At 71.1% G+C, this 17,821-nt stretch carries 17 protein-coding genes; 5 read left to right on the forward strand and 12 right to left on the reverse strand.

Annotated features, from left to right (window positions below; translation table 11 throughout):
* Position 1 precedes the first annotated feature (1 nt).
* The 9 genes from ITJ62_RS12525 to ITJ62_RS12565 form a co-directional block, all read right to left on the reverse strand.
* On the reverse strand, positions 2-871 hold the full coding sequence (locus tag ITJ62_RS12525) for a MurR/RpiR family transcriptional regulator (RefSeq protein ID WP_194602634.1): 870 nt from the start codon (positions 869-871) through the stop codon (positions 2-4).
* Positions 861-1,859: an N-acetylmuramic acid 6-phosphate etherase gene (gene murQ / locus ITJ62_RS12530; protein WP_194602637.1), complete on the reverse strand. Its 999-nt coding sequence runs from the start codon at positions 1,857-1,859 to the stop codon at positions 861-863. The genes ITJ62_RS12525 and murQ overlap by 11 nt, the downstream gene beginning before the upstream one ends.
* Positions 1,843-2,784 (reverse strand): N-acetylglucosamine kinase, encoded by a 942-nt coding sequence (locus tag ITJ62_RS12535; protein WP_194602640.1) that lies wholly within the window; start codon positions 2,782-2,784, stop codon positions 1,843-1,845. Before ITJ62_RS12535 ends, murQ begins: the two co-directional genes overlap by 17 nt.
* Positions 2,781-4,391 carry a glycoside hydrolase family 3 protein gene (locus tag ITJ62_RS12540; RefSeq protein WP_194602643.1) on the reverse strand — a complete coding sequence of 537 codons (1,611 nt, stop codon included), beginning with the start codon at positions 4,389-4,391 and terminating at the stop codon, positions 2,781-2,783. The genes ITJ62_RS12535 and ITJ62_RS12540 overlap by 4 nt, the downstream gene beginning before the upstream one ends.
* Complete coding sequence (locus ITJ62_RS12545) at positions 4,388-5,230, reverse strand: carbohydrate ABC transporter permease (protein WP_079706980.1); 843 nt, start codon at positions 5,228-5,230, stop codon at positions 4,388-4,390. The genes ITJ62_RS12540 and ITJ62_RS12545 overlap by 4 nt, the downstream gene beginning before the upstream one ends.
* 83 nt (positions 5,231-5,313) lie before the next feature.
* The gene (locus tag ITJ62_RS12550) at positions 5,314-6,285 is read right to left on the reverse strand and encodes a carbohydrate ABC transporter permease (protein ID WP_370282131.1); all 972 of its coding nucleotides are present in this window, start codon (positions 6,283-6,285) and stop codon (positions 5,314-5,316) included.
* A gap of 6 nt (positions 6,286-6,291) precedes the next feature.
* Entirely contained in the window at positions 6,292-7,578 is a 1,287-nt protein-coding gene (locus ITJ62_RS12555; RefSeq protein WP_085514313.1) for a sugar ABC transporter substrate-binding protein, read from the reverse strand.
* A 240-nt stretch (positions 7,579-7,818) separates the two neighbouring features.
* Complete coding sequence (locus ITJ62_RS12560) at positions 7,819-8,496, reverse strand: FCD domain-containing protein (RefSeq protein ID WP_194602646.1); 678 nt, start codon at positions 8,494-8,496, stop codon at positions 7,819-7,821.
* Entirely contained in the window at positions 8,493-9,221 is a 729-nt protein-coding gene (locus ITJ62_RS12565) for an SDR family oxidoreductase (RefSeq protein ID WP_194602650.1), read from the reverse strand. The genes ITJ62_RS12560 and ITJ62_RS12565 overlap by 4 nt, the downstream gene beginning before the upstream one ends.
* Positions 9,222-9,337: 116 nt before the next feature.
* Between ITJ62_RS12565 and ITJ62_RS12570 the strand changes: the two genes are divergently transcribed.
* Both ITJ62_RS12570 and ITJ62_RS12575 read left to right on the forward strand, forming a co-directional pair.
* The gene (locus ITJ62_RS12570; protein WP_194602653.1) at positions 9,338-10,108 is read left to right on the forward strand and encodes an SDR family NAD(P)-dependent oxidoreductase; all 771 of its coding nucleotides are present in this window, start codon (positions 9,338-9,340) and stop codon (positions 10,106-10,108) included.
* 269 nt (positions 10,109-10,377) lie between these two features.
* Complete coding sequence (locus tag ITJ62_RS12575) at positions 10,378-11,283, forward strand: serine hydrolase (RefSeq protein WP_064294922.1); 906 nt, start codon at positions 10,378-10,380, stop codon at positions 11,281-11,283.
* 46 nt (positions 11,284-11,329) lie between these two features.
* Here the strand turns inward: ITJ62_RS12575 and ITJ62_RS12580 are convergent, their stop codons facing one another.
* Both ITJ62_RS12580 and ITJ62_RS12585 read right to left on the reverse strand, forming a co-directional pair.
* Positions 11,330-11,761, reverse strand: coding sequence for an NUDIX domain-containing protein (locus ITJ62_RS12580; protein WP_370581908.1), 432 nt, complete (start codon positions 11,759-11,761; stop codon positions 11,330-11,332).
* On the reverse strand, positions 11,758-12,600 hold the full coding sequence (locus ITJ62_RS12585; RefSeq protein ID WP_194602656.1) for a triacylglycerol lipase: 843 nt from the start codon (positions 12,598-12,600) through the stop codon (positions 11,758-11,760). The genes ITJ62_RS12580 and ITJ62_RS12585 overlap by 4 nt, the downstream gene beginning before the upstream one ends.
* A 112-nt stretch (positions 12,601-12,712) precedes the next feature.
* On the opposite strand from ITJ62_RS12585, the gene ITJ62_RS12590 reads away from it, so the two are divergent.
* Positions 12,713-13,312 (forward strand): DUF4190 domain-containing protein, encoded by a 600-nt coding sequence (locus ITJ62_RS12590; RefSeq protein WP_137244246.1) that lies wholly within the window; start codon positions 12,713-12,715, stop codon positions 13,310-13,312.
* Positions 13,313-13,481: 169 nt separating this feature from the next.
* Here ITJ62_RS12590 and ITJ62_RS12595 read toward each other — a convergent pair whose 3' ends face one another.
* Positions 13,482-14,942, reverse strand: a complete 1,461-nt coding sequence (locus ITJ62_RS12595) for a glutamyl-tRNA reductase (protein ID WP_194602659.1) — start codon at positions 14,940-14,942, stop codon at positions 13,482-13,484.
* A 114-nt stretch (positions 14,943-15,056) separates the two neighbouring features.
* On the opposite strand from ITJ62_RS12595, the gene hemE reads away from it, so the two are divergent.
* Positions 15,057-16,148, forward strand: a complete 1,092-nt coding sequence (gene hemE / locus ITJ62_RS12600; protein ID WP_370581909.1) for a uroporphyrinogen decarboxylase — start codon at positions 15,057-15,059, stop codon at positions 16,146-16,148.
* Positions 16,145-17,689, forward strand: coding sequence for an NAD(P)/FAD-dependent oxidoreductase (locus ITJ62_RS12605; RefSeq protein WP_194602667.1), 1,545 nt, complete (start codon positions 16,145-16,147; stop codon positions 17,687-17,689). The genes hemE and ITJ62_RS12605 overlap by 4 nt, the downstream gene beginning before the upstream one ends.
* Positions 17,690-17,821: the final 132 nt, after the last annotated feature.

Consider the following 17,821-nt stretch of genomic DNA (forward strand, 5'->3'; position numbering starts at 1 on the left):
CTCAGGTGTCGATGCGGTGATCTTGGATCGACTCGTAGGTGACGCGGAGCGACTCCGCCGCGGCGTCGTAGCGACGCTGGGCGACGCGGATGAAGAGCAGGTCGACGAGCGCGAGCTGGGCGATGCGCGACGACATCGCACCCGAGCGGTATCGGCTCTCCCTCGCCTGCGTCGCGAGGACGAGGTCGCACCGGCTGGCGATGGGGGAGTCGGGGAAGTTCGTGATGCACACGGTCGTCGCGCCGGCGGCCCGCGCGAGCTGCATCGCCTGCTCGGTCTCGACCGTGAGCCCGGAGTGCGAGATGCCGATGGCGACCCCACCGGGCTCGAGGAGGGCGGCCGACGGCAGCGCGAGGTGGGCGTCGACGAAGGTGTTGGCCGGCATGCCGATCCGGTAGAGCTTCTGGTGGAGGTCCTGCGCCGTGAGGTTCGAGGACCCGAAGCCGATGATGTCGATCCGTGGGGCGACGAGGAGGGCGTCGACGACCGCGTCCAGGGCGTCGCGGTCGAGCGAGCGGGCGGTGAGCTCGATCGCCTGCACCTCCTGGTACGCGACCTTCGCGACGACCGTCTCCACCGAGTCGTCCGGGTCGATGTCGGCGTCGTCGACCTCGAACCGGTCACGCTCCGCCTGCTCGCGACTCGTGGAGGTCGCGACGGCAACCCGGAACTCCCGGTAGCCGGTGTACCCGATGGTCTGGCAGAACCGCGCGACGGTCGCCTGCGAGGTGCCGCAGGCCTTCGCGAGTTCGGTGATGGTCAACTCGACCACGAGCGAGGGGGTGCCGATGATGGTCTCGGCGACGCGCGTCTCGGCGGCGCTCAGACGAGGGATCGCCTGGCGGAGCACGAGCAGCGCGTCAGTGGACATCCGGTGCGGCCCCCGTCGGGTCGTCGACGGCGTGCGCTGCGATGGCCGCGCTGAGGGAGCCGTCGCCACCGCGGAGGCGGGCGACTGCTTCATCTGCGGCGATGCCGGTCACGAGGACGAGGATAGCGGCCTTCACCCAGCCGTCCACGGATGCGAGCGTCTTCGCGGCCGTGGCGGCGTCGACGTCGGTCGCCAGCATGACCGTGCGTTCCGCCCGCGCCCGGAGCTTCTCGTTCGTGGTGAGGAGGTCGACCATGAGGTTCCGATACGTCTTCCCGAGCCGCACCATCGTGATCGTCGACAGCATGTTGAGCACGAGCTTCTGCGCCGTCCCCGCCTTCAGTCGGGTCGATCCGGTGAGGAGCTCCGGACCGACGACCGCCTCGATGCCGATGTCCGCGTCCCGGGCGAGCGGGGAGCCGGCGTTGCACGACAGGCCGATGGTGATCGCACCGATCGAGCGCGCGTACTCGAGGGCGCCCAGGACGTAGGGCGTGCGACCGGATGCGGAGACACCCACGACGGCGTCGTCCGCGGTGATCGACAGCGACTCCAGATCCGCCCGACCGAGATCGTCGCGGTCCTCGGCGTTCTCCACCGCCTGCTGGATGGCGCCCGGACCACCCGCGATGAGTCCGACGATGAGGCCGGGGTCGGTCCCGAACGTGGGTGGGGCCTCACTCGCGTCGAGGATGCCCATCCGTCCGGCGGTCCCGGCGCCCTGGTAGACGAGTCGTCCGCCCCTGCGGAGGCGCTCGACGATCACTTCGACGGCCTCGGCGATCTCGGGTTCGACGGCCGCGATGGCGTCGGGGACGGAACGGTTGTCCTCGTTCATCGCGGCGACGAGTTCCCGCGTGGAGAGGGCGTCGAGGTCGGGGTGTCGCTCGTTCACCTGCTCCGTCGAGAGCGTGGCGAGCTCCGCGCGGATGCGGTCCCGCTCGGGTTCAGGGGCCCCGGTCGAGGCGCTCTCAGGCTGCGTGGACATCGTCGCGCACGACCCTTCCGTCGTAGGAGATCGCGGTGTCGAGTGCGACGAGTCTGGCTCCGTCGAGCGCGTCACCGCGGGGTGCGACGAGGTCGACGCCGACCTCGTGCATGGCCGTCGCGAGATGTGCGGCGACGTAGGGGTGGGAGGCGATTCCGCCGACGACGCACACGGCGCCCCTGCCGGCAGCGGCGGCGCTCACGGCGAGATGGGCGCAGGCGGCGTCGACGATGTCCGCAGCGACGGCGTCGCCCTCCTCGGCGCGCGTGATGACCGTGGGCGCGAAGGTGCCGAGTTGGCGGGCCGGTGCTCCGGTGCTGGAGACCCAGCGGGGGAGCGCGGGGATCGACCCGATGAGCGCCTCGGCGTCGGCGAGCATGGCGGTGGTGGGGCCGCGGCCGTCGAAGGCACGCATGCACGCCTCGAGGCCCTGCTGCCCGATCCACCGACCGCTGCCCTCGTCTCCGAGCCAGGGACCCCAACCGTCGATCTGCTTCACGGAGCCGTCGGCGTCGACGTCGAACACGACGGATCCGGTGCCGGCGATGAGCACCGTGCCGGGACCGCCGGCGAACGCACCGGCGTGGGCTGCCAGGGCGTCGTTGACGACGGCGATCGTCGCTCCGAGCGCCAGACGCAGTTCGGCGGTGAACGCGGCGACCTCGTGCGGTGCCGCCTCCACCCCGGCGGCGCCGATCCCGACGTGCTGCACCTCGGCGAGGAGGTCGGCCGGCAGGTGAGCGACCGTCTCGAGGACCGCGCGGGCGGACAGCTCCGCACCCTCGTGGTCGGCGAGGCCCGGTGCCCCGTGGCCGCGGGCCTCCGCGAGGACGGTCAGCTCGTCGCCGGATCCGCTCGTGATACGGGCGCGGCAGGAGGTCTTCCCGAGATCGATGGCGAGGACGGGTGCTGCGAGGTGGTTCATGATCCGTTCCGGTGGTGCTGGTCGTGCAGATGGTGCGTCGGTGCCGCGGTGGAGGCCGCGGCGAGGAGTTCGGTGACTCGGTCGGCGGAGGCTCGGGAGGCCGCGAGCGTGTCGATCACCGGCAGGGGGAGGTCGGCGTGCTCGTCGAGCGGCAGTCCGACGCTCACGACGACGGCGTCCGGGCGGACCAGCGCGACGCGGTCCACCGCGAGCCGCTGCGGGGTGTCGTCGCCGAGGCGGTCCGCGAGGAGGACGACCCCGTCGTCGGCGGGGATCGTCTCGAGCAGCAGGGTCAGCTCGTCGGAGGCGGGGGCCTCGGCGTCTGGGCCCGGTGTCCGGAGGCTCGGGCCGACAGCGAGCCGGGTGACGTCGAACCGTTCGGCGAGCGACTCGGCGAACGGATCGTGGGCCGAGGCGACGGCGAACGTCGGTCGGTCGCGGAGGTCGACGAGGGTGATCGCCGACGCGTCGATCGCGACTTCGCCCCGGACGCGGACGACCCGGCGGATGGCGTCGGAGAAGCGCCCTTCGACAAGCTCAGGGACCGCGGAGGGCTCGGGGACTGATTCCCCGGTCCCTGAGTCGGTCGAAGGGCTGACGGACCGTGCGAGCCACGCCACCCGGGCGGCCGCGCGCTCGACGATCGCTCGATCGAGCTCGCCGTCGGCGATGGCGGCGCAGACCGCCTCGAACACCTCGAGGTAGTCGTCCTCGTCGGTCGTCGCGCCCTGCTTCGGCCCGAGGTTGGACGGGTTGCCGATGCAGAGCAGGTCGACCCCGGCCTCGAGGGCGAGGACCGCCCCGCGTCCTGAGCCGGTGGTGGACCGGATGGCGGCCATGTCGAGCGCATCGGAGATGATGACGCCGTCGAAGCCGCTCTCGCGCAGCCGACGGAGGGGGATCGGGTTGAGCGTCGCCGGGGCGTCACCGAACGCCGGGACAACGATGTGGGCGGTCATCACACTCGCGACGCCGGCGGCGATCGCCGCGTCGAACGGTGGCAGGTGCTCGGCTTCGAGCTCCGCCAGGTCCAGGTCGATGCGGGGCAGATCCAGGTGCGAGTCGCTCGCCGTGTCGCCGTGGCCGGGGTAGTGCTTGACGCAAGCGGCGACCCCACCGGCCTGCAGGCCGTCGACCATCGCGGCGACGTGGCGGGAGACGAGGTCGGCGGTGGGGCCGAACGAGCGCACCCCGATCACCGGGTTCGCGGGGTTGGTGTTGACGTCGGCGACGGGCGCGAGGGCGACGTTCGCGCCGGCGGCCTGGAGCCGCTCGGCGAGTGCCGCACCCACCGCGCGCGTCGTCTCGACGTCGTCGAGTGCACCGAGCTGCGCATGCCCGGGCAGGGTCGAGCCCGTCTGCGCCTCGAGGCGCGAGACGTTGCCGCCCTCCTCGTCGACGCCGATGAGGACCTCGGGCCGGTGGTCGCGGAGTTCGGCCGACAGCGCCGCGACCTCCGCGGGGTCCGAGGAGAGGTTCTGCCCGAAGTACACGACGCCCGCGAGGCCGCCGTCCAGCTCGCGCAGCAGCCAGTCCGGGGCGGTCCGGCCGAGGAAGCCCGGCCAGAGGACGCCCCGGACGAGCCGCGCGACGTCGGGGTCGATCATCCCTTCACCGCTCCGGACACCAAACCGCCGGAGAGGCGGCGCTGCACGAGGATGAAGAAGATCATGACCGGGATCGTGATGATGGTCGACGCCGCCATGACCGAGCCCCAGTCGTTGGAGTTCAGGCCGAAGAACTGCTTGAGGCCGATGGCGACCGTGTAGTTCTCCGTCGAGCCGCCGAGCAGCGTCATCGCGAAGATGAACTCGTTCCAGGCCGTGATGAAGCTGAACACGCTCGTCGCGACGAGGCCGGGGGCCACGAGCGGGAGCATGATCGAGCGGAACATCCGCCACCAGCTGGCGCCGTCGAGGAACGCCGCCTCTTCGAGCTCCACCGGCACCGCGGCGACGAAGCCGCGCAGCATCCAGATGCCGAACGGCAGCGCGAGCGCGACGTACACGATGATGAGCCCGAGCAGCGTGTTGAGCAGCTGCAGATCGCGGATCTGCACGAACAGCGGGATCACGAGCGCCTCGAGCGGCACCATCTGCACGACGAGGATCATGAGCAGCACCGCGGTGCGGAACTTGAACCGGAAGCGGGCGACCGCGACCGACGCCAGCAGCGCGACGGCGGCGGAGATGAGCACCGTCGCGCCGGCGACGATCGCGGAGTTGCGGAGGAAGACCGCGAACCCGCCGTCGGTCAGCACCGACTCGAAGTTCGTGAACGACAGCTCCTTCGGGAAGAAGGACTGGCCGCCACTCGACGCCTGTGCGTCGAACGCGCTCGACAGCATCCAGTACGCGGGGAACAGCGTGAACACGAGCAGGAGGGTGACGAGGATCGCCTTGACGGTGTTCGAGCGGATCTTCCGACCGCTCGCCTTCCGGTGCATCGGGACCTGCGGCTTGGCGGACCGGTCGGTGCCCGGTCCCGCAGTCTGTCCACGGGCGGCGGTGGGGGCGGGAGCGTGGGTGGTCACAGTTCGTCCTCCTTCATGAGGGCGCGGATGTAGACGATAGTGATGCCGAGCAGGACGAGCGTCAACAGCACCGCGATCGCGGAGCCGAAGCCGTAGCGGTTCTGCCCGAAGGACTCCACGTACGACCACACGCCGAGGTTCAACACCTCGCGGTTCGAGCCGGACCCACCCGGCATGAGGTAGATCTGCGCGAACACCTTGAAGTCCCAGATGGTCGACAGGATGATCACGACCGAGAACACCTGGCGCAGCGACGGGAAGGTGATCTGGAAGAAGCGGCGGAACGCGCCCGCCCCGTCCATCTCGGCGGCTTCCAGCATCTCCTTGGACACGCCGAGCAAGCCGGCGAGGACGGTGATGGCCACGAACGGGAAGCCGTGGTGGATCACGTTCAGGAGCGCGATGCCGTAGAACGTGAACTGGTTCGTGAACCAGTTGAAGGGCTCGTCCATGAGCCCGAGCCCCATGAGTGTCTGGTTGACGATGCCGCGGTCGGCGTCGAAGATCCAGACCCACACGTAGGTGCCGGTGACGGCGGGCATCGCCCAGGCGACCATGATGGCGCTGCCGACGATGGTGCGCCAGAAGGAGCCGAGGTTCGCCATGAGCAGGGCGACGAGGGTGCCGAGGACGACCGTGCCGATGACGGCTGCCGCGGCGAAGAAGACGGTGTTCGGGAGGACGACGGTCCAGAGGGTCGGGTCGGCGAAGACCTCGGCGTAGTTCGCGCCGCCGTTGAAGTTGGTGTCGCCGCTGACGATCTCGCGCAGGCCGTAGTCCTGCAGGGAGAACAGGACGACGCGGATGAGCGGCCAGAGGAGGAGCACGGCGAGGATGAGGAGCGCCGGCGCGAGCAGCAGCCAGGGGCGGGTGCGCATCAGGAGGCGCAGCCGCTTGGGGGAGGGGCCCCCGGCCACCCGCGAAGCGGGGGCTTCGCGGGTGACCGTGGGTGGGGTGAGGGTCGACACGATCGGCTACTTGCCGTTCATGATGTCGTCCATCTCCTTGGCGGCATCGGTCGTCGCCTGGTCGACCGACTTGCTTCCGGAGAGGATGGCCTGGATCATCGCGTTGGTGGTCTTCTTCGCCTGCACCGCACCGAACTTCGGGGTCACGGGGAGGGAAGCGCCGCCGTCGACGAACTGCTCGGCGAAGGGCTTCACCAGCGGGTCGTCGCTCTCGGTCGAGTCGCTGAGGAGCGAGGTCTGGCCGGGGAAGTAGCCGGTCTGCTCGGCCCACTCGGAGGCGAACTTGCCGGTGGTCATCATCTCGATGAACTGGAACGCGAGGTCCTTGTTCTTCGAGGTGTTGAACATGCTGAGGTGGGAACCGCCGAGCACGGAGGGCGACATGCCGCCGTCTTCACCCGGGATCGGGATGGCGGCGAACTTGCCCTCGAGCTCCGGGTTCTTCTGGACGATCGTCGCCGGGGTCCAGGAGCCCATGATCGCCATGGCGACCTTGTCCTGCACGAAGTTGTCGAGGACGTCGGTCTCCTTCCAGGTGGTGGCACCCGAGGAGGAGAGGTCGTACTTGGTGGCCAGGTCGGTCCAGAACTGGATGCCCTTGCGCGAGTCGTCGCTCGCGAGACCCGACTTCCAGGTGTCGCCGTCGAGCTCGGAGACCTCGCCGCCGGCGCCCCAGACCCAGGGGTACGCCGTGAACTCGGCGTCGCCGGGGACGGGGAACGGGATCATGTCGGGCTTGGCGGCCTTGATCGCGGTGCCGGCGTCGATGATCTCCTGCCAGGTGGTCGGCGCCTTGAGGCCGAGCTCCTCGAAGACGTCGGTGCGGTAGACGATCGAGCGGACGCCGGCGTACCACGGCATGCCGTAGAGCTCGCCGTCGTAGGTGCCGGAGTCGGCGAGGCCCTGGACGAGGTCGTCCTTCAGGCCCGCTTTGTCGACGTAGTCGCCGATGGGGGCGAGGGCGCCGGCGTCGGCGAACTCGGCCGTCCAGGTGGTGCCCGTCTCGGCGACGTCGGGGGTGGTGTTCCCGGCGATCGACGTCACGAAGCGGTCGTGGGCGTCGGCCCACTGCACGTACTCGACCTTGAGGGTGGCGCCGGTCTCCTTCTTGAAGGCCGAGCCGACCTCCTTGAAGAAGGCCTCGGAGTCGGGGTTGGTGCCCTGCATGATCCAGACGGTGAGCGTCTGGCCGTCTGCCGAGACGTCGCCTGAGCCGGAACCGCCACCGGCACAGGCGGTGAGGCCGAGTGCCGCGGTGGCGAGGACGGCCAGCGGAAGGGTGCGCTTGCGCATGGTGCTGCTCCTCGATTCTGGGATCGGGAGTCCGGGCCGTCGTTGGCCCGGGATCCGGAGTGACCGGGAAACCACGGTCGATCCCTGCTGTTTTCAGTGGGTGTGGAAACAGTATTCAATAAGTACAGGAAGCTTGCAAATATTTTCCAGCACTGCAACACGGTCGTTACCTGCGTGACGGACGTGTTTCACGAAGCTGCGAGAACCGTGTGTGTGGATGGCGGTCGGGCGCTGCCGTCGTCAGGCCGTGCGGAGGATGATCACGCGCATCGTCGCGGCGGCCCGCTCGCCGTCCTGCGCCTCGATCGCCGACGCGAGGTCCGTGTGCAACGCCGCGTCGTGGTGGTCGATGCCGTCACCGGGCAGCTGGTCCACGCGATCCCGGAGGGCCTCGTCGACGGCGTCGCCGACCCGGTCGAGGATCGGGTTCGCCGCCGCGCGCCGGATGAGGCGATGCAGCAGGAGGTCGGCCTCGAGGAACGCGGTCGGATCCTGGCGGACCGCAGCCGCGCGGAGCGCCTCGCTCGTCACGCGGAGCTCACGGGCGTCCTCGTCGCTGCGTCGCTCGGCCGCGAGCCGCGCCGACTCCGGCTCGGTCGCAGTGCGGAGTTCGCGGATCGCGAGGAGGGTGGACTCCCGTCGTCCGCTCGCCAGCGCCCAGCGGAGCACCCGAGGCTGCAACCAGTCCCAGCTCGACGACGGCTGCACGGTGTGGCCGACGTGTGCCTTGCTGGCGAGGAGTCCCATGCCGGAGAGCACGCGGGTCGCCTCCCGGACCACCGAGCGGGAATGTCCGGCCATGGCGATCAGCTCGTCCACCGTGCACACCGTGCCGGCGGGTAGTCCGCCGTCGACGATCTCGGTGCCGATCCGGTCGAGCGTCCGTTCGAAGGCCGACGCCCCCGGTGAGCGGCTCACGCCCGTGCTGACGGACGGGTGGGGGAGATCACGAGTTCGTCGATCCGCACGTGCGGCGGGCCGTCGAGGATGAACCGCACGGCGCGGCCGATGTCCTCGGGCGTCAGCATCGTCTCGCGCGCCGACGCGTCCGGCACCTGCGGCCGCATGGAGAGGAACGGGGTGTCGACGTCGCCCGGGCAGAGGTGGGTGGCGCCGACGCCGTGGGCCCCCTCCTCCTCGTTGAGGGTCGCGCAGAGCGAGGCGAGCGCGGTCTTGCTCGCGCTGTAGGCCACGCCACCCTTCGTCGAGAAGCGCCAGCCGGCGAAGGAGGAGATGACGACGATCCGTCCCTGGGCGTCGCGGATGGTGGGCAGCGCGAGGTCGATCGTCCGGGCGACCGAGGTGAGGTTGGTGTCGACGATCGCGGCGAACTCCGTCATCGACTGGTCGTCCCACCGGCGCCGAGGCGCGTTCAGGCCCGCCGCGGTGACGAGGTCGTCGACCGGGCCGAGCTCGGCGAGGATGCGGTCGTGGGCTCGCGCGAGCGAAATGGGGTCCGTCGCGTCGGCTTCCGCGGCGACGGCCACACCGTCCGCGGAGGTGATGGCTCCGACGGTCTCGAGGAGCGCCTCGCGGCGTCGCCCCGTCACGGCGACGCGCCATCCCGCCTCGGCGGCCGACACCGCCACGGCCTGTCCCATACCGCTGCCGCCACCCGTCACCCAGAGCACTCGATCCGTCATGGCGCCAGTGTATCGAGCCGGCCGACCATAAGTATGTTTTACTCGCCTGGTGCGCACGCGGCCGTCGACACCGGGTCGACGCGTCGACGGATGCGCTCGGACGACGGGAGACACCGATGCTGCTGGACCTGACGGACCGACGGGTGATCGTGACCGGAGGCGCTCGAGGGATCGGGCTCGCCCTCGTGGAGTCCTTCCTGGCTGAGGGGTCCCGCGTCGCGGTGCTCGACCTCGACGTCTCCTCCCTCGACGCGCTCGTGGCGTCCCACCGCGGTGACCTCGTCGCCATCACGTGCGATGTGCGTTCCGAGGACTCGGTGTCGAGCGCGGTCGCGGCCGCTGCCGCCGGGCTCGGAGGGATCGACGTCCTCGTGAACAACGCCGGGGTCAACGTGCAATCGCTGCTCGAGGAGACGAGCGACGCCGCGTGGACCAGGTGCTTCGACGTCAACGTCGGCGGCGTCTTCCGGGTGTCGAAGGCGGTCATCCCGTATCTGAAGGAACAGCGCTCCGGCCGCATCATCAACGCGGCGAGCTTCGCTGCGGTCATCCCGAGCGTCGGCAGCGCGGCCTACGCGGCGTCGAAGTCTGCGGTGGTCCAGCTGACCAGGGTCCTCGCGAGCGAGCTGGGGCCGTGGGACATCACGGTGAACGCCTACGCCCCCGGCATGGTGCCGACGGCGATGAACGGTTTCGCCGAGCTCCCGACGGCGCAGCAGGACGAACTCCTCGACACGCTCTCGGTGCGCCGCTGGGAGGAACCGGAGGACGTCGCGAACGTCGTCCGGTTCCTCGCGAGCGACCAGGCGGGCTACGTCACCGGCGCGCTGATCGACGTCAGTGGCGGCAAGTTCGCGACCCAGTTCCCAGCCCGCGCCCGCGGCTGATCACGAGCTGAAACCTGCGGGATCCGGGCGGTGGACCGACCGGATTCGCGGGTGATGGAAGCGACGGATGTCGGACCGACGCGCCCGGGAACGACGTTCCCAGGCCCAGATTCGCAGCCAGCGCGAAGGGCGCTTACGATACCGTGGACGGCACATCCGGAGGCCCGCAGCGCGGGTCGTCGGACGCCCGTCGAGTGGGCTGACCGGGGCAGGTCCACACCCGCAGGATCGTCGGGATCACCATCTGGAGCAGAGGAGTTCGGTCAGCCGTGGCTTCACGAGTGCACGAGTCGGAACGTCGCCGGTCGCGCGATGCGCGTCGAGGGCGCCACCGTGCCTCCGCCCAGATCGAACCCTTCACCCGCGGGTTCAGCGCCCTCGGCGAGCTGGCCGCGTCGGGCGCGCAGGTCAGCCTCCGGATCAACGACATCACCACCGGCGAGATGCTCATGTCGGCCGACGACCACGTCGTCGTGCCCACCGCCTCGATCGGCAAGGTCCTCCTCCTCATCGAGGTCGCGGCCCGCCTCGGCGACGCCGACTTCAGCGGCCTCACCATCCTCGACCGCGAGCCCCTCGACGCCGTCGCCGACTCCGGGATCTGGCAGCACCTCCAAGCGCCGTCCCTGCCGGTCGCCGACCTCGCGGCCCTCGTCGGCGCCACGAGCGACAACCTCGCCACGAACGTCCTGCTCCGCCACATCGGTCTCGACGCCGTCCGCCACCGTGCGGAGGAGATCGGGCTGAAGCGCACGGCCCTCCTCGACATCGTCCGCGACCACCGCGGCCCCGACAACGCACCGCAGCTCTCCGTCGGGTCCGCCCGCGAACTCGCCTGGCTGTTCCAGGCGCTCGCGACGGGCGAGATCGTCGACGCGACCACCAGCCGCCGGGTCCTGGCCTGGTTGTCGCTCAACACCGACCTCTCGCTCGTCGCCTCGGGCTTCGGGCTCGACCCACTGGCCCACCGTGAGCCCGACCACGGCATCCAGCTCTTCAACAAGACCGGTTCCGGGGTCGGCGTGCGAGCCGAGGCGGGCATCCTCCGCGGTCCGAACGGTGCCGTGAGCTACGCCGTGTGCACGAGCTACGACGACACGGAGCTCGGCACGCGCCTCGGGGTGGTCGACGCCGTCCGGATCCTCGGCCAGGACCTCCTCGAGTACGTGCACTGAGCCGGTCTCACTCCTCCGGTCCCTGAGCGTGTCGAAGGGCCGCCGCTCAGTCGATGAGCCCCGCCGCCGCTAGGCGCTCGAGCACCTCGCGCCCCGCGGGTGGGCAGCGGTCGAGTGACTCCGTGCCCACCCAGTGGACCGCGCTCACCTCGGCGGAGGGCGTCGGAGCCTCGTCCGTCTCGGCCGCGAAGACGTGCATCCGTACGAGCCGGCCGTCGGGCTCGCCGTGCGCCTGCGTGACCACCGTGAACAACGGCGTCACCCGCGCCGGATCGATCTCGACCGCGACCTCCTCGCGTGCCTCTCGGACAGCGGCCTCGGCCGGCGTCTCGCCCGCGTCGATCTTCCCGCCGGGCATGTACAGGACGTCGCGACCGCGAGCCGTCACCATGAGGACCCGCCGTGTGCGGACGATCGCGACCGCAGACACCAGGATGTCGGGGAGCGGGCTGCCCGAGCCCTCTGGTGCGCGGCTCACCGGTCGGCCGGGTGCTCGGTGTCGGGAGCGGGCTGCACCCGATCGGCGAACCCGTCGACGGCGAGTTCCACGGCGTCCTTGAGCTCGTCCGTGCTCAGGATCACGAAGTGACCGGGCACCGGGAGGAGTACGTTCGTCGCCCCGGGCAGCACGCTGCTGGACGGCACGTGCGGGTCGAACGTGCTGTAGATCGAGACGACGTCGGCGTTGACGTCGTGCGGGGCGCCGAGCGCGACGATGGTCTCGTCCGTCGGGAGGAACGCGCGGAGGCTCGGGTCGACCACGTACTTCGCGAGCACCGACCCGGAGAACGGCGAGCAGATCGCGACGACCCCGAGCAGGCCCAGCCGCTCGCGTTCCGTGAGGAGCAGCTCCTTCCCGACGAGTCCTCCCTTACTGTGCGCGACGATGACGCACCCGGCGGCGGGCTTCGGCAGCCGTCCGAGCGCGCGGGCGAAGCGAGCCGCCGTGTCGCGGATGGGCTTGCGGTTGTACCCGAGGCCGCGGGCGATGCGGATCCGGTAGCCGTCGGCGTTCAGGCGGTCTGCGACCGGCTTCAGGAACGCCCAGGTCTCGTACACGCCCGGGATGAGCACGACGACCGGTCGACTCGCGTCGCCACGGGCGTACTCCTTCGGGATGCGGCCGCTGAAGAAGGCCCGCGTGTGCCAGACGACCGAGTGGACCCAGTCGACGGCGACGATCCCGGCGATGGTCATCGCTCCCGGCCGTTCGGCGACCGGCGGGGCGTCGGCGAGCGCGACGTCCTCGGCTTCCGCCACCGACTCCTCGTCCATCCGCACCCCCTCGTCCATCTTGCCACCGCCTCCGGTGCGCACCGCGCGAGCCCAGTGGACATCAGGGATCGCGGGTTACCCTGTGTTGACAAGGCGACGGCACGCTGCAAGCATGAGTCCGTTCGTCGAACCCCTATGCGCGAGGTGCACCTTCATGACTGATCCGAACTCCGGCCAGCCGAACGACCCATACGGTCAGAGCCAGAACCCCCAGCAGCCGGCCTACGGCGAATCGCAGGTTCCGCCGGCTCCGCAGTACGGGGAACAGGCTCCGCAGTACGGCCAGCCCTCGCCCTACGGTGAGCAGCCGGGCCAGCAGGCTCCGCAGTACGGCGAGCAGCCGAAGTACGGACAGCCGCAGGCTCCCTACGGCGAGCAGCAGAACCCCTACGGCCAGCCGCAGGCACCCTACGGGCAGCAGCAGAACCCCTACGGCCAGCCCGCCGCTCCGTACGGACAGCCCCAGGCACCGTACGGCTACGCGCAGCCGACCGGCCCGAAGACGAACGTCATGGCGATCATCTCGCTCATCGCCCCGTTCGTCGGGTTCGGCGTCGTCGGCCTCGTGCTCGGCATCATCGCGCTCGGTCAGATCAAGCGCACCGGCGAGCAGGGCCGCGGCCTGGCCCTCGCCGGCACCATCGTGAGCGGCGTGTCGGTCCTCGCCGGCATCATCGTGATCATCTTCTACTTCCTGATCATCGCAGGCGCGATCGCCGGCGCGAGCTCGTACGACTACAACTACGACTACTGATCCACGGCCTGCTCCGCAGGCGGATCGTGACGGGCATCGGCATCGCGCCGGTGCCCGTTCGTCGTTCTGGGCGCGCACCTCGACAGGCTCGGTGAACCGAGGTCGGCTCGGTGGCCGAGGTCGGCTCGGCGACCGGGGCCACCCGACGAGCCCCAGTGCCGTCGGAAGCCTAGGAGGCGGAAGCGGCCGAGTCGGTGTCGGCGACCGGTGCGACGACCGCCGGTGCCTGGGGAACCTCGATGCCGAAGAGCGTCTGCAGCGCCGTCGTGTACGCGGCCTGCTCGCCGTTGCGTGCGAGGTTCCGTGCCCGCACCGTCGGTTCGTGCAGCAGCACTCCGGCGAGGTGACGCAGTGCGCGGGCGGTCGAGCCGTCGTCGTCGCCGCGAGCGGTCGCGCGGGCGACCTCGGCCTCGACGAGTGCGTGCACGTGGCTGCGGAGGGCGACGACGGCGGGCTCGAGGCTTCGCTCCTCGCCGACCGCGGCGAACTTCTGCGCGGCGCGGCTGACGATGGAGCGCGCGACCTCGGTGGCCTGCAGCTCCTCGAGCGGCGCGTGGATGCGGATGGTCTCGAGGTCGAGCAGGACGACGCCGGAAACGGTGGAGACGTCGGGGTCGACGTTGCGCGGCAGGCCGAGGTCGATGACGAGCTGGGCCGAGGCGTGCGGCACCGGGCACTCGGCGGCGGCCTCGGTGATGACGTCGTGGACGAGCGCGGAGACCCCGGTGGGCTCGGGCGCGGCCGGTGCGTCGGCCGCGGTGACGAGGGAGAGCGTCGGTGCGTCCGTGGCGGCCGTGGCGCGTGCACGGTGGTCGGCGGCGACGGCCGTGCGACCCGCGCGCAGCAGCTCGGCGTCGACCACGTGGCCCTCGGCGGTGGTGCAGGTGACGATGATGTCGACCTCGCCGGTGGTGCGGGCGAGGTCGTCGTGTCCGATCCAGCCGATCTCGTGCGAGCGCGCGAACTTCTCGGCGCGGCCGGACGGCGAGTACACGAGGACGTCGGTGACGCCGCGGTCGCGGAGGGCGGCGAGGCTCGCGCCGGCGTACGCACCGGTGCCGACGAGTAACACGCGTTGCGTGGCCCAGTCGTCGATACGGCTCTCCGCGAGGTCGAGGGCGAGACGCACGATGGAGCGACCGGCGCGCCCGAGCGGCGTGCGGTTCTTGATGCCGCGGGAGGTCTGGGACGCGCGCTGGAACAGGCGCTCCAGTTCGGAGCTGGTGGTGCCACCCGCGCGAGCTGCCTCGAGGGAGCGCCGCACCTGGCCGGCGATCTCGCCCTCGCCGACGACGACGGACTCGAGTCCGGCCGACACGGCGAAGAGGTGTTCAGCTGCTGCGGTGCCGACGCTGAGGTCGAACACCTCCCGCAGCTGCTCGGCGGGGATGCCGGTGGTCTCGCTGACGGCCTCCGCAGCGGCCTCGAAGGCGACGGATGCGGCGGCGGTGACGGGCTCGTCGAGGTCGATGTACGCCTCGAACCGGTTGCAGGTGGCCACGACGACGGCACCCGAGACGCACTCGTGGTGCTCGACCAGGCGCGCGGCAACGCCCTCGGCACCGACTGAGAGTCGTTCGAGGAGGTCGAAGGTGGCGTTCTTATGGCTCGCCGTCACACACATGAGCACCCGATGAGTCTACCCGAGCGGGCACGTCGGCCTCTCCGGGAAGCCACCCAGGTGACCCTCACCCGGTCGCACGCGCGCCCCTCCCTCTCAGGGCGGAGATGGGAGGATGGAGGGGTGAGTCTCCCACCCGAACACCCGCTCGTCACCGGCGTGACCCAGTCGTCGCCGCTCATCACCGCGTACCGCGGCACCCGTCCCGAGCGGACGCCCGTCTGGTTCATGCGTCAGGCCGGCCGGTCGCTGCCGGAGTATCGCGAGTTGCGGATCGGGACGGCCATGCTCGACGCCTGCCTCGACCCGGCGATGGCGAGCGAGATCACCCTCCAGCCCATCCGACGGCACGGGACGGACGCGGCCATCTTCTTCAGCGACATCGTGGTGCCGCTGAAGCAGGCCGGGGTCGCGGTCGAGATCGTGCCGGGCCGTGGTCCCGTCATGGGTTCCGCCGTTCGGACGGCCGCCGAGGTCGACGCGCTCGTCGCGCTCGACCCGGCCGTCCTCGACGACACGCTCGCGCCGATCCGCGAGGGCGTCGCGCTCACCGTCGCCGGGCTCGCGGGGATCGGCGACGGCCGCACGCCGCTCATCGGCTTCGCGGGTGCGCCGTTCACGCTCGCCGCCTATCTCGTCGAGGGCGGACCGTCGAAGGACCACCTCGCCGCCCGCACCCTCATGCACGCCGACCCGGAGTCGTGGGCGAAGCTCATGGCCTGGTGCGCGGACGTCACCGGTCGCTTCCTCCGCGCCCAGGTGCTCGCCGGTGCGTCAGCCGCGCAGCTCTTCGACTCGTGGGCGGGGGCACTCTCCCTCGAGGACTACGAGCGTCACGTCGCCCCGGCCTCCCGGGCCGCGCTCGCGCACGTCGCCGACCTCCCCGTCCCGAAGGTGCACTTCGGCGTCGGGACCGGTGAACTGCTCGGTGCGATGCACCGGGTCGGCGCCGACGTGGTCGGGATCGACTACCGGTTGGCGCTCGACGAGGGCATCCGACGTCTCGGTGGCGGCGTCCCCGTGCAGGGCAACATCGACCCGGCACTGCTCGCCGCCCCATGGCCGGTCCTCGAGGCGCACGTCCTCGACATCCTCCAGCGCGGGACGGCGGCGCCGTCGCACGTCCTCAACCTCGGCCACGGGGTCCCGCCCGAGACCGACCCGGACGTCCTGACCCGCATCGTCGCCCTCGCCCACGATTGGCAGCCCGCATGAGTCTCGAGCCGAAGCGTCTCGTCGTCATCGGCGGTGGTGTGGCCGGACTCGTCGGCGCGGTCGACTGCGCCAAGGTCGGCATCTCGGTGACGGTCGTCGACGCGCAGGAGTCGTTCGGTGGCGCGCTCGCGGCCGCCGAGGTCGCAGGTCTCCGCGTCGACGTCGGTGCCGAGAGCTTCGCGACGCGCGGTGGCTCGGTCGCCGAGCTCATCGAGCAGCTGGGCCTGACCGACCGCGTCGTGCGTCCCAACCGGGCCGGGGCCTGGTTGCACGTCGCCAAGCCCGGACAGCCGCAGCGGAGTGTCCCCCTCCCCAAGGCAGGGCTGCTGGGCATCCCGACGAACCCCCTCGCCGACGACGTCCGTCGGGTCATCGGTTGGAAGGGCGCGCTGCGCGCCTACCTCGACCGCATCCGCCCGCCGCTCACGATCGGCACCGAACACAACCTCGGTGCGCTCGTCCGGAAGCGCATGGGCGCGGCCGTCCACGACCTCCTCGTCGCACCGGTCACCTCGGGCGTCTACTCGGCCGCTCCGGACGACCTCGACGTCGACCGCGCGGCTCCCGGGCTGAACGCCGCGCTGACCCGCACCGGGGCGCTGTCCCTCGCCGTCGCCGCCCTCCGGGAGAACGCGCCCGCCGGCGCCGCGGTCGGTGGCCTCGACGGTGGCATGACCGTCCTCGTCGACGGCTTGACCGCGGAGCTCGAGCGGTGGGGGTCGACGCTCATCACCGGCGTCGCCGTCACGGCGATCTCCCGGAACCCGTTCGACATCGACGTGGACGGACCGGGTGTCGGCCTCGGCGACGCTGGCCTCCCGCGGATGAGCGAGCGTCCCGCGGCCGCCGGCGCGTCGAAGGCCCCCTGGTACGTCGCCCTGACCGACGGCCGGGTGCTCGAGGCCGATCTGGTCCTCATCGCGACGCCCGAGCAGCCGGCCCGCAACCTGCTGGCCGACGTCGGGCCGGCGCTCCGCGACCTCCCCGCCGCCGGCGACGATGCGGGCGACCCGGTCCTGCCCGCGCCGATCGAGCTCGTGACGATCGTGCTCGACGAACCGGCACTCGACGCCGCACCGCGTGGCTCCGGGCTGCTCGTCGCACCCGGCTCCACGCTCCACGCCAAGGCGCTCACCCACGCGACGGCGAAGTGGGCCTGGCTTGCCGACCGCGCGAAGGAGCATGGCGAGCACCGCCACGTCGTCCGCCTGTCCTTCGGCCGTCAGGGCGAGGCCGACGCGACGAGCGCGTTGACCGACGAGGAGCTGCTCTCGACGGCGTTGCGCGATGCGTCGGCGATGCTCGGCGTCCAGCTCGACCCGGGCAGCGTCCGCGGCTTCCACCGCATCTCCTGGACGGGGACGCAGCCGACCGCCGCGCGCGGCCAGCGCGAACGCTCGACGGCCATCCGGGAAGCGGTGGCCGAGGTGCCCGACCTCGCGGTCACGGGCGCCTGGTTGTCGGGCACGGGGCTCGCCTCGGTGGTCCCCGACGCCCACGAGGCGGCGGCACGACTCCGCCATCAGGCGCTGCAGCGGTAGACGCGCCCATATGCCCGACCCGGCATCTTTTCCTGTCAACCCCCGACCGGATGGTGGCGTCGGAGTGACACCCGACTACGCTGGTCCCGTTGGATGCAGCATCACAGCACCACTCGAACAGACGGAGGCGCC

Source organism: Plantibacter sp. VKM Ac-2876 (genome assembly GCF_015350715.1).
Taxonomy (GTDB): Bacteria; Actinomycetota; Actinomycetes; order Actinomycetales; family Microbacteriaceae; genus Plantibacter; species Plantibacter auratus.

Coding starts and splice junctions, on each gene's coding strand:
- ITJ62_RS12525 (WP_194602634.1), bottom strand. CDS start 871: ATGTCCACTGACGCGCTGCTCGTGCTCCGCCAGGCGATCCCTCGTCTG.
- ITJ62_RS12570 (WP_194602653.1), top strand. CDS start 9,338: ATGCTGCTGGACCTGACGGACCGACGGGTGATCGTGACCGGAGGCGCT.
- murQ (WP_194602637.1), bottom strand. CDS start 1,859: ATGTCCACGCAGCCTGAGAGCGCCTCGACCGGGGCCCCTGAACCCGAG.
- ITJ62_RS12540 (WP_194602643.1), bottom strand. CDS start 4,391: ATGATCGACCCCGACGTCGCGCGGCTCGTCCGGGGCGTCCTCTGGCCG.
- ITJ62_RS12565 (WP_194602650.1), bottom strand. CDS start 9,221: ATGACGGATCGAGTGCTCTGGGTGACGGGTGGCGGCAGCGGTATGGGA.
- ITJ62_RS12545 (WP_079706980.1), bottom strand. CDS start 5,230: ATGCACCGGAAGGCGAGCGGTCGGAAGATCCGCTCGAACACCGTCAAG.
- ITJ62_RS12590 (WP_137244246.1), top strand. CDS start 12,713: ATGACTGATCCGAACTCCGGCCAGCCGAACGACCCATACGGTCAGAGC.
- ITJ62_RS12605 (WP_194602667.1), top strand. CDS start 16,145: ATGAGTCTCGAGCCGAAGCGTCTCGTCGTCATCGGCGGTGGTGTGGCC.
- ITJ62_RS12555 (WP_085514313.1), bottom strand. CDS start 7,578: ATGCGCAAGCGCACCCTTCCGCTGGCCGTCCTCGCCACCGCGGCACTC.
- ITJ62_RS12535 (WP_194602640.1), bottom strand. CDS start 2,784: ATGAACCACCTCGCAGCACCCGTCCTCGCCATCGATCTCGGGAAGACC.